Consider the following 12,950-nt stretch of genomic DNA (forward strand, 5'->3'; position numbering starts at 1 on the left):
ACTAATTTTCGTCTCAGGATCGCCATTGGTTTAACCAGCCAACTTGCCCCAGCCAAGTATCCGCCGTAGTCTCCTGCAACAAGCGATCCAGGGCGTGGATCAAATTAGCCAAGCTCCAGCTACTCTGAGCCGCCAGGATGATACCGCTATGTTCGGGATATTGCACCGCCAGCGCCAGAAAATCCTTCACATTAAAGGTAAAAATACATCGGCCCTGGGCTGTCGCTTGCAGAAGCTGGGCTTTATCGCTGGCGTCTTCCGGCATCCAGGGGTTGGGGGTTCGGGTAACATCATGTCCACGGGCCACCAAGGTTGAATGCAGGGCTTTGATGGAGGTATCTGCATCCAAGTGCAGTTTTGGGCTAGGCATGGGAGGCCTCGATTGCAGCCTCTAGTACCATCGCACCCTCTATCTCGACTTGGTTTGCCGCATAGAAGGCGAGGGCATCCTCAATTTGAGGAATACTCAGGCTGTATTCTTCTGCCAGTTGTTCCTTGGTGAGGCCCCACTGGTGGAGGGCAATGGCGAGGGTTTGTACCCGAATACCCGTACCCGCGACCACTGGCACAGGCTGACCGCTGGCTCCCTGGCGATAGACCACGTTGGGGAATGCCGGATCGGTAGCCTGATGTAAGACTTTCGCCAAAAGCTTAAGGGTCATGGCTTCAACCGATAGCCCGTGTTGCGAGGCTTCTTTCGTCAAGTATTGCTCTAATTCGGGGGGCAGATCGAGGGTTAAGGTCATCGTTCTATCAGGCTACATAGCCCCTATGGTAGCGCCCCTACCCCGCCGAATGTTGCTCTAGCACTTTGGCCAAATACTTGCCCGTGACGGCTACTATTCTGCGGATAACCACTGATCGTTAGGTTCTGGCGCAATGTCAGCGACCTTAGCTAATACGGCCTCGTAGCTAGAGCGATTGCCTTGGCTGGCACGTTCTTTTAGATACCCTTCGGTGGTTAGGGCTGAAATTTTTTCAGCAATTTTTGATTGCAATACGGCTTTGAGGATGTTCATCGCTTACGCCTCCCGTTTTACTGCATTCCCTTTATGGTTCATAGGCTTCGCTGCGGTGGGCGATGGCTATGACGAAGACCTGCACTATATCATCGTTCACGGAGTAAATGACTCGGTAGTCGCCAATTCGATAACGATAGTAGCCTGCGTACTCGCCTTTGAGAGCTTTGATGTTGGGGTGAAACCGGGGAGTTTGCTCTAGCTGCTGCAAACATCGAGCAATTTTCTTGGCTAGGGCTTTATCTGCATTGGCATAGGTTTTTGCGGCATCTGGGTGAAGGAGAACGTCATACATCGGAGCGAATGGTTCTCCATGCGGTGTACTGGGCTTGGGGCGTTGCCTGGTTTTGCTTAATGCGTTCTAATAATCCAGGAATGGCTAAAAGTTCTTGGGTGGCGGCTTCGCTTTCTGCATTTGCTAGGTAAGCAGCAAAATCGACCAGAACTTGTAGACGCTCTGGGGAGAGTTGTTTAAGGGAATTATTAAGCTGGCATTGTAGTTCTGCTACAGATACTGCAACGACTGAATCCATATCTTCGACTGGGAAATTATCGGTAGAGTTCATAGCAGTTACCGCTTAGTGACTTTAATGAGGTGTAAAAAATGGTTTTGATTGGACTGAAATTACATCGTATACTTTTCCTGAAACTGAAGCTTTCTGAAGTTCGCGCTCTAGCCATTGCCGTTTTTCGTCAGACAGAGAAAGAATGACCTGCGCTAAGGATTCCACTATTTCTTGATTCATGGAATATCTCCAAAACACAGCATTAGACTATCTATGGCGACTTGGGTTTAACCTCAAATTCCATTTTGGAGCGATAGAAACAGACATCAAATTCCATGAAAAAGTTTGTCTGTCCTAAAATGAGAGGAGCATCCTGACTTTTTGTCCAGGCAAATGCTAGCCGAGTCGGTGCAATATCTCCAACTTGAACCATCGCAAAGAAAGGTATAGCAGGCTGGGCGCTCAAGTTGCCTGCTAGTTGAATGATGGCCTTGCTGTCGTCCCAAGTGGCTCCCAAGCGGAGTCCCAAGTCATAGGGCATCACATTGATGGTCGCACCGCTGTCTACCAGTCCAATCGCCTCAACCGTTTGATCTTCACGGCGAAGAATGAGCGGTACCCTTGGCAAGCTATCAAACTCGTCTTGGGATGAATCGGTGGTGGAATAGCGGAAACGCATGGTGATTTAGGGCTGATTCTCTGACTCTAGAGCTTGCATCAAGGTAGCACCAGCCCCAAAGTTGTTGTAAGGGGTTGGCAAGTCATAGACTTTGAAGGGTTTTAGAGGTGAGATATCCTCGGCTGCTTCTAGATCCTCTGCCAGAATCCGAATCAGTTTTAGCTTCTCAATAATGGAGAGCTGACGGACGGATGGAAGAACTTCAGACAAAGTCATATAGTGTCTCCAAGCTTAAAGCCCTGTACTGCAAGTGTAAATCTTTAGAGAATGTTTGAGCAGTGATCTGCTGTAACTTTAGTCATCTATCAATCCCCCTCCTCAAAAAGAATTTCACGCTCTAGCGATTTTCGTTCCTCGTCAGACAAAGCAAGAATGACCTGCACAAAGGATTCTACCAACTTTTGATTCATGGGCTATCTACAACTTTTAAGAGAGTGCTTACACAAAATTTTAATTGGCCTCATTTTTGAAAAACATGAACTTAGCAAACCCTGTATTTTGTTGACAGTAAATTTATGCGATAGCAAACAATCTTAAACTCCTAGAAATGACTTCTCTGCCGTCCGTACCAATGAATTACCAAAGTGATTAATATTGATATTGAATTAGCATTATGTTTTCTCAACTTATATTTTTAATCAGCCACTTTCTTCAGCCATTTGAACCATAATATTCTTGACTTTTTCACAGAACTCCAAAAAAAGCTGGAAGGTTAGGAGATCTTTCGGCTGGTCTTGAACCCTTTTCTGAAGCTCATCAAAATAGTATTTCTCTTTTGCATCTTTAGGGTTTTTCTTGCTATATATTGTGTTTCTTGACCTAAAAACTTCTCTCAGATATTCATAATGAAAATCAGCATGATTTCTCATTTCATATTTCCCCATTTCTTCAGGGTTACTTCGAGAGACATCATAGTAATTCACATAATCTGCCAAGGGTCGCTCTAATGGTTGCCTAGAGTCGAAAATCTTCCTGTTGCCCAGCAGCCAAGTCTCTATACATCGATTTTGTATAATAATTTCAACTTTAGTTCTTCCCAGGTTGACTTCTTCATTGCTGATAAAGTCACGAATATATTGAACTCTTTCCTCTACTGACTCCTCGTCTGCATCGACACATATAACAAGATAATCATATCTTGCAACTTCTGAAATTTTGTCAACGGCATTTTCAAGGCCATCATACAAAATTCTAGGATAACCCTCTCCACTAACGAGGTAATAATTATTGGCTTTAACTTGGTCGTGATACCTAACTCTTACTAGATTCGGAACAAGATACTCAAGCCATCTTGGATATATCTTTCTCTCTGTGCTATTCCCCTCAACTAAGAAGTAAATATTCATCTCTGCTCTTCTAAATCTGCTTCATCTTCCAGAACATTTATTAAATCGATAAATGCTTTCTGTCTAGACTGAGATATATGAAAATCTTCTGGACTTTTGGCAGTTACTAAGCCAGCCTTTCGAATTATTATCTTCCAATAGGCGGGACTAAAATTATTTATTATGTAGGGATGATGGCTAGTAATAATAAATTGTGAATTTTTATCATCCAGCACAAGTTCGGTCACACTGTCTAGACAGTTAATGCCTAAACTATTTTCAAACTCGTCAATCAGGATAATGCAGTTTTCAGGAGCTAGATATAGCTCACTAATATACATTAACGTCTTCATCATTCCTGATGAGATATTTTCGATCCAACCATCTACGCCTTTTTCTCTAATACTGATTGTGGTAGCCTCCTTTAGGAGTTTAGATAGCGCGATAGGGATATCCTCGTCTTTTATTGTCTCAATTTTTACGTCTGAGACATTTGGGAAGATCGACATGAAAGCTTCTTTAATTCTATTGAATTCTTCTGGAAGTATCCTGTAGAGAATAGCTAGCTTTATAGGTACTGGCAAGCCACTTTCCTTCAAAACAGAAAGCGAAGATTTTTCAAACTTTTTAAAGATAGATATTGGCAAACGCCAAACCCGATCAATACTGTCAGAATCAGCCAATATAATTTTATCTAATGACTCTTTTACGGGAGCAATTTGATCCTCTTGCTTCAATAGCTCAACAACACTTTCAAAAGGTGATAGCTTAGGAGTCTTGACCCCATTAAATATTATTTCCGAGTCTTTTCGCTCTATCAAAACACTTTCATTATTGCAGACTAGCTTTTCACTTATAAGTTTTACCTGCTCATTTTCTTCTGGACTCTCGTCGATTGAGATGGCATTTTCTTTTGTTTCAAACTCCCCACTCCAAGTATATTCAAGATTGTTGTCTGCAATGAAACAAACATTCCATTTAACTCCGTTAAGGGATGCGCCATTAGCTATAGACTTCAAGCTATAAATGGATCTGAGTATTCTTGTTTTCCCAACACCAGATACACCAACTAGGAGGTTTAGATTTGGCAAAAAATCGACTTCTGCTAGCTTCCACTTATACTCATCATCGTAGTACTCTAATCTTTTTATTTGCATAGTAGTGATAATCTCCTAACCATCTTAAGGACAGATCAAAACTGTAACAACTCTTTTGGTGGGTTCTAGTGCTTGTATAGAAATTTATATTACTCCAGGCATAACTAAGTGAATGACAAAGGAATCAGAAGCTCCAGGAGCTATGCTAAGCCAACCAGCATCTAAATTGCATATCGGCTTTCTCTAAAGCTCTTGCTGTAAGGCTTTTGGGTGATTTGGTCATTACATTTTAGATGACTAATAGCTCAGTAGCATTTTAACTATTTCATAAACGTTGGATCCGGATAATAATCACCACTATGATAGGTATTCTCCATCACACCTGCGGGATAACGCCCAGACTTTAAGGAATTAATTATCATCCTTGCCCCTACCCCGCCGGATGCTGCTCTAGCACCTTGGCCAAATACTTGCCCGTGTAGGAACCCACCACCTGGGCCACCGCTTCCGGGGTGCCCTGGGCGATCAATTCGCCGCCTCGGTCGCCGCCCTCTGGGCCGAGGTCAACAATCCAGTCGGCGCAGCGGATGACGTCCAGGTTGTGTTCAATCATCAGCACCGAGTTGCCCTTGTCCACCAGGCGTTGCACCACATCCAGCAGTTTGTGGACATCGTAGAAGGACAGCCCGGTGGTGGGTTCGTCGATGAGATAGAGGGTTTTTCCGGTGGAGCGGCGGGCCAGTTCGGAGGCGAGTTTCATCCGTTGGGCTTCGCCACCGGAGAGGGTGGGGGCGGTTTGGCCCAGGCGGATATAGCCCAGGCCCACGTCCACCATCGTTTGCAGGCGGCTGGCGGCCTGGGGGATATTTTCAAAGAAGGCGAGGGCTTCTTCGGCGGTCATGTTCAGCACGTCGGAGATGTTTTTGCCCTTGTAGGTGACTTGCAGGGTTTCGCGGTTGTAGCGCGCCCCTTTGCACACCTCGCACTGCACATAGACATCGGGCAAAAAGTTCATTTCAATCACGTTCACGCCCTGGCCACCGCAGGCTTCGCAGCGTCCGCCCTTGACGTTGAAGGAAAACTGCCCCGCCTTGTAGCCCCGCGCCTTGGCCTCGATGGTTTCGGTGAACAGGTTGCGGATGACGTCGAACACGCCCGTGTAGGTGGCGGGGTTGGAGCGGGGGGTGCGGCCAATGGGGGATTGGTCGATGACGATGACTTTATCCAGGGCTTTGAGGCCATCCAGCTTTTCCAGGTCTTTGGGGAAGGGGACTTTGCTGCCGAAGTGGTGTTGTAGGGCGGGATAGAGCAACTCGTTGACCAGGGTGGATTTGCCGGAGCCGGATACCCCCGTAATGCAAACCAGCTTGCCCAGGGGCAGCTCCACGTCCAGGTTTTTCAGGTTGTTGCGGTGGGCATTTTTGAGGGTGAGGGATCGCCCGTTGCCGCTGCGCCGTTCTGCTGGGGTGGGAATGCTGAGCCGCCCGGAGAGGTACGCGCCCGTGAGGGAATCCTTCGCCGTGGTCAGCGCCTTCAGGTCGCCCTCGGCCACAATCGCACCGCCGTGGATGCCCGCCCCAGGGCCGATATCGACGAGGTGATCGGCGGCGCGGATGGTGTCTTCGTCGTGCTCCACTACGATCAGGGTGTTGCCCAGATCCCGCAGGCGGGTGAGGGTGTTGAGCAGGCGGTCGTTGTCCCGCTGGTGCAGACCGATGCTGGGTTCATCCAACACGTAGAGCACCCCGGTTAGGCCAGAGCCGATTTGGGTGGCCAGTCGGATGCGCTGGGCCTCGCCACCGGAGAGGGTCATCGCCGTGCGGTGCAGGGTGAGGTAGTCCAGCCCCACGTCCATCATGAACTGCAAGCGGGCGCGGATTTCCCGCAGCACCAAGGCCCCAATTTGCAGTTGGCGGGCCGAGAGCTTGGGCGCGTCGCCTTCTTCGCCCACCAGGTTACGAATGCGGCTGAGGCATTCCCGAATCGAGACATTGGTGAGGTCGCTGATCGAGTGGGGGCCAATGCGGACGGCGTTGGATTCCGGCTTCAGGCGGGTGCCGTGGCAGACTTCGCAGGTCTGATCGACCAGGTATTTCTCTAGCTTTTGCTTGTAGAGTTCCGAGGTGGTTTCCTTATACTGTCGTTCCAGGATGGGCAAAACGCCCTCATACTGGCGATAGTAGCCCTTGCGCTCCCGGTAGCGCGAGTCGGATTCAATGTAGATTTTTTCCTCGCTGCCGTGGAGAACGATGTGCTGCTGTTCGGGGGTGAGGCTGTCCCAGCGGGATTGGATTTCAAAGCCAAAGGCTTGGCCGACGCTGTAGAGCAGCGAGAAATAATAGGTGTTGTCCTTTTCCGACCAGGGGGCCACGGCGGCGTAGACGGGCAGGGTGGGATCGGGCACCACCAAATCCGCCGAAAAGGTGCGCAGACTGCCCAACCCGTGGCAGTGGGGACAAGCGCCATAGGGCGAGTTGAAGGAGAATAATCGCGGCGACAATTCCTCCATCACCGCCCCATGTTCGGGACAGGCGAAGTTTTCCGAAAAGACCAGTTCCTTCGGCAACGCATCGGCCAAGGCCGCACCATAGCTACCCCCGGCCTCCGCCGCCTGGGGGACTCGATCCGGTAGGCGATCCGATAAAGACACGACATTATCCTTGGCGGCCACTGCTTCGGATCCTGATTCCTGGTTCTTGTCGGCCAGAATGTCAATCACCGCGATCCCCTCCGACCGCTTTAGACAAGTGGCCAAGGAATCCGCCAAACGTTCCTGCAAACCGTCTTTTTTCACCAAACGATCTACGACGACTTCGATATGGTGGCTATGGTTTTTGTCGAGTTCAATGTTGTCGGTCAGTTCGCGAATTTCCCCATTCACCCGCACCCGCACAAAACCTTCCGACGCAAGGCTGGAGATCAGCTTTTTGTGAGTTCCCTTCTTGCCGCGCACCACGGGGGCGAGGATTTGGAATCGCGTCCGATCCGGCAGGGCCATTACCCGGTCGATCATTTGGTCGATGGTTTGGGGCGAAATGCTGCGGTCGCAGTGGGGACAGTGGGGATCCCCGGCCCGCCCGTAGAGCAGACGCAGATAGTCGTAGATTTCCGTCACCGTACCCACCGTGGAGCGGGGGTTGTGGGAGGTGGACTTTTGGTCGATGGAAATGGCGGGACTCAGTCCCTCAATGGCATCCACATCGGGCTTATCCACCTGGCCCAAAAACTGCCGCGCATAGGCACTGAGGGATTCCACATAGCGGCGCTGACCCTCGGCAAAAATCGTGTCGAAGGCCAGGGAGGACTTGCCGGAACCGGAGACCCCCGTAAACACCACCAGCTTGTTGCGGGGAATCTCTAAGTCCAGATTCTTGAGATTATGCTGGCGCGCTCCCCGAATGCGAATCACGTTGTCATCGAGGGCGGAATGGTGGTGGGCGAGTCCAGCGTGGCCGAGGTCAATCCCGGATTCCGCGGGACTGTCCTGACCGTTGACGGCCTGTTTGCTGGTGGATTTTTTCCTGCTTGTCTTGCCCGTGGTGGAGGCTTTACCCGTTGTGGACGCTCGCCCGTTGCGAGAGTTGTCGGATTTCTTAGCAGCAGCGTCCGATTTCGGCATATTGGGGGGCTTCGTGACAATGCCCTATCAATTTAACATTTATACACACAGGTGTCTGAGGCCCGACGCTCTTTAGGAAGGCTTACCCAGATCACGCTGCCCAGCCGCAGGAAGCCCCCCAACCCCCGCCCCTTATGCGGGAGAGGATCCAAAAGGATGTGCCCCGGCGCTACGGACGGGTCAAGGCATGTGTCCGAGGAACGAAACCTACAACACTTTTTCCAAAAACTGCTGGGCGCGATCACTCTTGGGGCTGCTGAAGAACACATCGGGCGGGGCATCTTCCACCAAATAGCCGCCATCGAGAAACAGCACCCGGTCGGCCACTTCGCGGGCAAACCCCATTTCGTGGGTGACGATGCACATGGTAATGCCCGTATCGGCTAGCCCCTTCATCACGTCTAGCACTTCTTTCACCATTTCGGGGTCGAGGGCGCTGGTGGGTTCATCGAAGAGCATGGTGTCGGGCTGCATGGCCAGGGCGCGGGCAATGGCCACCCGCTGTTTTTGTCCACCGGAAAGCCGGGAAGGATACTGATCTGCCTTTTCGGCAAGCCCCACCTTGGTGAGCAAATCCAGGGCAATTTGGCTGGCGTCGGCCTTAGACAGTCCCTTCACCTTCATGGGGGCGTAGGTGAGGTTTTCCATCACCGTTTTGTGGGGAAATAGGTTGAAGTGTTGGAATACCATGCCCACATTTTGGCGCACTTTTAGGATGTCGCACTTGGGGGAGGTGATATCCATGCCGTCCACAAAAATGTGGCCAGCAGTGGGGGTTTCTAGCAAATTAATGCAGCGCAAAAGGGTGGATTTTCCTGACCCAGAAGGGCCAATAATCGCCACGACCTGACCCGTTTCTACCTCCGTGGAAATGTCCTTGAGGACTTCCAATGGCCCAAAGGATTTGACCAGACGTTCGATTCTAATCACTGCGGCGCATCCTCCGTTCCAACACTTGGGCGGCCTGGGTGAGACCCATAACCATGATGTAGTAGATAACGCCGACCACAATCAGCGGCTCGAAATACAAAAAGGTTTGCCCCGCCACCACCTGCGCCCGCCGCATCAAATCCAGCACGCCGATGGTGGAGACCAGGGCAGAATCCTTCAGCAGGGCGATGCTTTCGTTCACCATGGCAGGCAAGATATTTTTGAACGCCTGGGGCAAAATGATGTCCAGCATCATCAGCTTGTAGGGCACCCCCAAGGACAGCGCCGCCTCCCGCTGTCCCTTATCCACCGCCATAATGCCCGCCCGGATGGTTTCGGAACTGTAGGCGGCGGAGTTGAGGGCAAAGGTGAGCACCCCGGCCTCAATGGGGGTAATGCGGTAGCCGATGAGCTGAGGAGTGGCAAAGTAGACCAGGGCCAACTGCAAAATCAGCGGCGTACCCCGAAAAATGGAGGTGTAAAACTCCGCAAACCACCGCACAGGCTTCACTGAGGAAATTTTCAGCAGTGACAACAGCGTGCCCAGGGTGAACCCAAACACCGCCGACAGCAGCGTGAACTGAAGCGTCACCACAACGCCCCTAAGGATGAAGGGCAGCGATGGAACAATTTGACTAAAATCTAGGTTCATGGCGATGCCCTAACTTTCCCGGTCGCCAAACCACTTCAGCACCAACTCTTCCATCAGGCCGCTGCTCTTCATTTCCGCCAGCACCCGGTTAAAGTCCTCCACTCTTTCGGAGTCCTTGGGGAAGGCAATGGCTGAGCCTGCTGCTTCTTGGTCTTCGATTTCCACGGCTCTCAGGTCGGGGTTGTTGGCCAAAAAGCCATCGGCCACGGTGTTCTCCATGATGGCAGCGTCAATCCGGCCCGACCGCAGCTCTTGGACGATTTCGTTAATCCGGTTGAGGGGGGCCAAGGTGAGGTTTGGCACCTCCGCCACGAGGTCGTTGCCCAGCCCCTCTTGGATGGATCCTAACTGCACGCCCAGGGTTTTTCCCGCCAGGTCTTGTGGCCCGGTGATGGCTTGATCCGCCGGGAACACCAGCATATTTCTGGCTTCAAAGTAGATTTCGGAGAAGTCTACATTCTGCTTGCGTTCTTCGGTGGGGGTCATGCCCGCCATCACAAAGTCGGCCCGTCCAGCCTGCAACGCCGGAATTAGGCCATTGAAATCCATATTGGTGATTTCTAGCTCGTAGCCCAACTCCGTGGCAATGTGGCGGGCAATGTCGATATCAAACCCCACAATTTCCTCGGTGCCGCCGGAGGTCTCCACAAATTCGTAGGGGGGATAGTCTGCCGAGGTGGCCATCACCAAGGTTTGCCCCCCGCTCCCTCCTGTTGAGGAGCCACCGCCACAGGCTGAGGTGAGCCCCACCGTCAAGCAGGCCACAGCGGCGGTAGAAGCCAAAAACCAACGGCGTTTCATGGGGACTCCTTAAAACCAGTTCTAAAGGGGGTATTCCTAACAGTTAGGAAGATTAACCCCCGAATATAGTGCATAGCTTGGGCTTTCGCCATACCCAGGCTAATCACCCCCGTGATCTGGTGCTGGCGCGTAGATTACATTTTGGGGGTTTGGTGTCTTGGGTGGCCGAGGATTTCCAGAATGCCTCTCCTGGCGTTCTGGACTCCCCCAAGGGTGATATAACAGAAATACTCACCGGGAGAGGTGGCAGAGTGGTCGAATGCGTCCGACTTGAAATCGGATGAGCCGCAAGGTTCCGTGGGTTCGAATCCCACCCTCTCCGTCAAGATAGACAATACGGGATATCTCATAGGCGATGGCTGCTGCGGTTTGTCTGCAAAATGTGCACAAGGTCTACAACGGGGTGCCCGTCGTCAATGATCTTTCCCTGTCCATTGAGGCGGGGGAGGTGTTTGGGCTACTGGGGCCAAACGGGGCCGGAAAATCCACCACCATCCGCATGGTGACGACCCTGACCCGCCCCAGCCAGGGAGACATTGTGGTGGCCGGGTATGACGTCAACCGCCAGCAGCTTGAGGTGCGCCGCCAGATTGGGGTGGTGCTGCAACAAACCAGCGTGGATGGCGACCTGACGGTGTGGGAAAACATGGAATTCCATGGCCGGATGCACCACATCCCCACGGCCCAGCGGCGGCGCAGCATCGACACCTGGCTGGAGTATGTGGAACTGCAAGATCGCCGGGACGACAAGGTAAAAACCCTCTCCGGCGGCATGAAGCGGCGTCTGCAAATTGCCCGTGCCCTGCTGCACAACCCCAAAATTTTGTTCCTCGATGAACCCACCGTCGGGCTAGATCCCCAAACCCGTCGCCGCCTCTGGGAAATCATCCAGCGCCTCAACCAGCAAGGTATGACCATGCTGCTCACCACCCACTATATGGATGAGGTGGAATACCTCTGCAACCGGATTGGGGTGATGGATCAGGGCAAGCTGATCGAACTGGGGACGCTGGATCAACTGCGTCAGCGCCACGGCCAGGGCATCATCATGACCCAACGGGACGACCGCTGGGACTATCAGTTCTTCCCTACCCTGGAAGCCGCCAATGCCCACCTCGACCAACAACCCGACAAAACGGGCATGATGGTACGCCCCTCCAACCTGGAGGATATTTTTGTGGAACTGACGGGACGAAACCTGGATTAAAGGCGGTATGGTATAGGCGACGTATCCTTGCCCCTAGGAAACATTTGCCATGGATTTAATGGGTTTAGTCAACCAAGTCATCGCCAGCAGCGACACCGAAGCCAGCAAAGGGCTGGTGGGATCGTTGCTAGGCAGCCTCAACCAAGCCCCCGTTGAGAACACCCAAATTGGAGCCATCGCCGGACAGTTGCAGGGGGTGCTGCAAACCAAGGCCCAAGGTCAGGCCGATGCGGGATCCCTGATGGGCGTGCTGCAAACCGTGGCCAGCAGTGGAGCCATTGAACAACTCCTTGCCTCCGATCAGATCTCCGCCATTGCCAAGCAGGTCGGCGTCGATCCGACCATGGTGAGAAGCGTGACGCCGCTGATTGCCCAGTTTTTGGTGAAGGGATCGAACCAGCAGGGCGGTGGGATGCTGCAAAAGGTGCTGTCTGGGGAAGTGGATCTGGCCCAGATGGCCAACCTGATCGGCATGGCCAGCAAGTTCCTGTAGTCTGTCCCTATGTCGAGCCTAGCCACCACCATCGAAGCGATTTTGTACCTCAAGGGCCAGCCCCTTTCCCTGGCCAAGCTGGCGGAACTGGCCCGCTGCGAACGGGAAGACATTGAGGAAGGGCTGATTGACCTGATGGACGAGTATGCCCACCGGGATGGAGCCCTGGAAATTGTGGAGACGGTGGATGGCTACTGCCTGCAACTGAAGGAGCGCTATCGGTTTTTGGTGGATATGCTGATCCCCCTCGATCTGGGGGTGGGGGCGCTGCGAACCCTCGCCGCCATTGCCCTGCGCGGCCCCATCAGCCAAACGGATTTGGTGGATCTGCGCGGGTCGGGGGCCTATCAGCATGTGCAGGAACTCCTGGCCCAGGGCTTTATCCGCAAGCGCAAGCAGTCCGATAGCCGATCTTCTCTGGTGCAGGTGACGGATAAGTTCTACCAGCATTTTGAAATTGACCAACTGCCGGAACTGCGCCCCAAAGCCGCCCGCCCACCCAGCCCCGCTGATGTGGAAGAGGATGATCCTGACGGGGCTGACCCCGAATCTGACCCCGAAGCGGCGGATGCGGTGGACAGCCCCCCAACGGCCCCATCTGCCGTGGATTCCCTAGCTTGAG

At 52.4% G+C, this 12,950-nt stretch carries 17 protein-coding genes and 1 tRNA gene; 4 read left to right on the top strand and 14 right to left on the bottom strand.

Going from position 1 to position 12,950, the window contains the following annotated elements; all coding sequences use genetic code 11:
- Window positions 1-13: 13 nt before the first annotated feature.
- The 14 genes from GFS31_RS09445 to GFS31_RS09510 form a co-directional block, all read right to left on the bottom strand.
- Complete coding sequence (locus GFS31_RS09445) at window positions 14-370, bottom strand: DUF5615 family PIN-like protein (RefSeq protein ID WP_198807913.1); 357 nt, start codon at window positions 368-370, stop codon at window positions 14-16.
- Entirely contained in the window at window positions 363-746 is a 384-nt protein-coding gene (locus tag GFS31_RS09450; RefSeq protein ID WP_198807914.1) for a DUF433 domain-containing protein, read from the bottom strand. Before GFS31_RS09450 ends, GFS31_RS09445 begins: the two co-directional genes overlap by 8 nt.
- A 93-nt stretch (window positions 747-839) precedes the next feature.
- Window positions 840-1,019, bottom strand: coding sequence for a hypothetical protein (locus GFS31_RS09455; protein ID WP_198807915.1), 180 nt, complete (start codon window positions 1,017-1,019; stop codon window positions 840-842).
- 31 nt (window positions 1,020-1,050) lie between these two features.
- Entirely contained in the window at window positions 1,051-1,314 is a 264-nt protein-coding gene (locus GFS31_RS09460; RefSeq protein WP_198807916.1) for a type II toxin-antitoxin system RelE family toxin, read from the bottom strand.
- Entirely contained in the window at window positions 1,307-1,585 is a 279-nt protein-coding gene (locus GFS31_RS09465) for a hypothetical protein (RefSeq protein WP_198807917.1), read from the bottom strand. Before GFS31_RS09465 ends, GFS31_RS09460 begins: the two co-directional genes overlap by 8 nt.
- 21 nt (window positions 1,586-1,606) lie before the next feature.
- Complete coding sequence (locus GFS31_RS09470; protein ID WP_198807918.1) at window positions 1,607-1,765, bottom strand: hypothetical protein; 159 nt, start codon at window positions 1,763-1,765, stop codon at window positions 1,607-1,609.
- A 31-nt stretch (window positions 1,766-1,796) separates the two neighbouring features.
- A complete protein-coding gene (locus tag GFS31_RS09475) occupies window positions 1,797-2,204 on the bottom strand; it encodes a hypothetical protein (RefSeq protein WP_198807919.1) in 408 nt (135 codons plus the stop codon).
- 6 nt (window positions 2,205-2,210) lie between these two features.
- The gene (locus GFS31_RS09480) at window positions 2,211-2,420 is read right to left on the bottom strand and encodes a hypothetical protein (RefSeq protein WP_198807920.1); all 210 of its coding nucleotides are present in this window, start codon (window positions 2,418-2,420) and stop codon (window positions 2,211-2,213) included.
- Between the two features lie 422 nt (window positions 2,421-2,842).
- Window positions 2,843-3,550 (bottom strand): hypothetical protein, encoded by a 708-nt coding sequence (locus tag GFS31_RS09485; protein ID WP_198807921.1) that lies wholly within the window; start codon window positions 3,548-3,550, stop codon window positions 2,843-2,845.
- Window positions 3,547-4,686: an AAA family ATPase gene (locus GFS31_RS09490; protein WP_198807922.1), complete on the bottom strand. Its 1,140-nt coding sequence runs from the start codon at window positions 4,684-4,686 to the stop codon at window positions 3,547-3,549. Before GFS31_RS09490 ends, GFS31_RS09485 begins: the two co-directional genes overlap by 4 nt.
- Window positions 4,687-5,056: 370 nt before the next feature.
- Window positions 5,057-8,245: an excinuclease ABC subunit UvrA gene (gene uvrA, locus GFS31_RS09495; protein ID WP_198807923.1), complete on the bottom strand. Its 3,189-nt coding sequence runs from the start codon at window positions 8,243-8,245 to the stop codon at window positions 5,057-5,059.
- A 207-nt stretch (window positions 8,246-8,452) separates the two neighbouring features.
- Entirely contained in the window at window positions 8,453-9,175 is a 723-nt protein-coding gene (locus tag GFS31_RS09500) for an amino acid ABC transporter ATP-binding protein (RefSeq protein WP_198807924.1), read from the bottom strand.
- Window positions 9,168-9,827 carry an amino acid ABC transporter permease gene (locus tag GFS31_RS09505; RefSeq protein ID WP_198807925.1) on the bottom strand — a complete coding sequence of 220 codons (660 nt, stop codon included), beginning with the start codon at window positions 9,825-9,827 and terminating at the stop codon, window positions 9,168-9,170. The genes GFS31_RS09500 and GFS31_RS09505 overlap by 8 nt, the downstream gene beginning before the upstream one ends.
- 9 nt (window positions 9,828-9,836) lie before the next feature.
- Window positions 9,837-10,628: a transporter substrate-binding domain-containing protein gene (locus GFS31_RS09510; RefSeq protein WP_198807926.1), complete on the bottom strand. Its 792-nt coding sequence runs from the start codon at window positions 10,626-10,628 to the stop codon at window positions 9,837-9,839.
- 237 nt (window positions 10,629-10,865) lie between these two features.
- Between GFS31_RS09510 and GFS31_RS09515 the strand changes: the two genes are divergently transcribed.
- From GFS31_RS09515 to scpB, 4 genes are all read left to right on the top strand, one after another.
- Window positions 10,866-10,950: transfer RNA gene (locus GFS31_RS09515), tRNA-Ser, on the top strand.
- Between the two features lie 33 nt (window positions 10,951-10,983).
- Window positions 10,984-11,835, top strand: a complete 852-nt coding sequence (locus GFS31_RS09520) for an ABC transporter ATP-binding protein (RefSeq protein ID WP_198807927.1) — start codon at window positions 10,984-10,986, stop codon at window positions 11,833-11,835.
- Between the two features lie 49 nt (window positions 11,836-11,884).
- Entirely contained in the window at window positions 11,885-12,328 is a 444-nt protein-coding gene (locus GFS31_RS09525; protein WP_198807928.1) for a hypothetical protein, read from the top strand.
- Between the two features lie 9 nt (window positions 12,329-12,337).
- Window positions 12,338-12,949, top strand: a complete 612-nt coding sequence (scpB, locus tag GFS31_RS09530; protein ID WP_198807929.1) for an SMC-Scp complex subunit ScpB — start codon at window positions 12,338-12,340, stop codon at window positions 12,947-12,949.
- The last annotated feature ends 1 nt before the right edge of the window (window position 12,950 follow it).

Origin of the sequence: Leptolyngbya sp. BL0902 (assembly GCF_016403105.1) — a bacterium.
In the GTDB taxonomy this organism is placed as follows: Bacteria; Cyanobacteriota; Cyanobacteriia; order Phormidesmidales; family Phormidesmidaceae; genus Nodosilinea.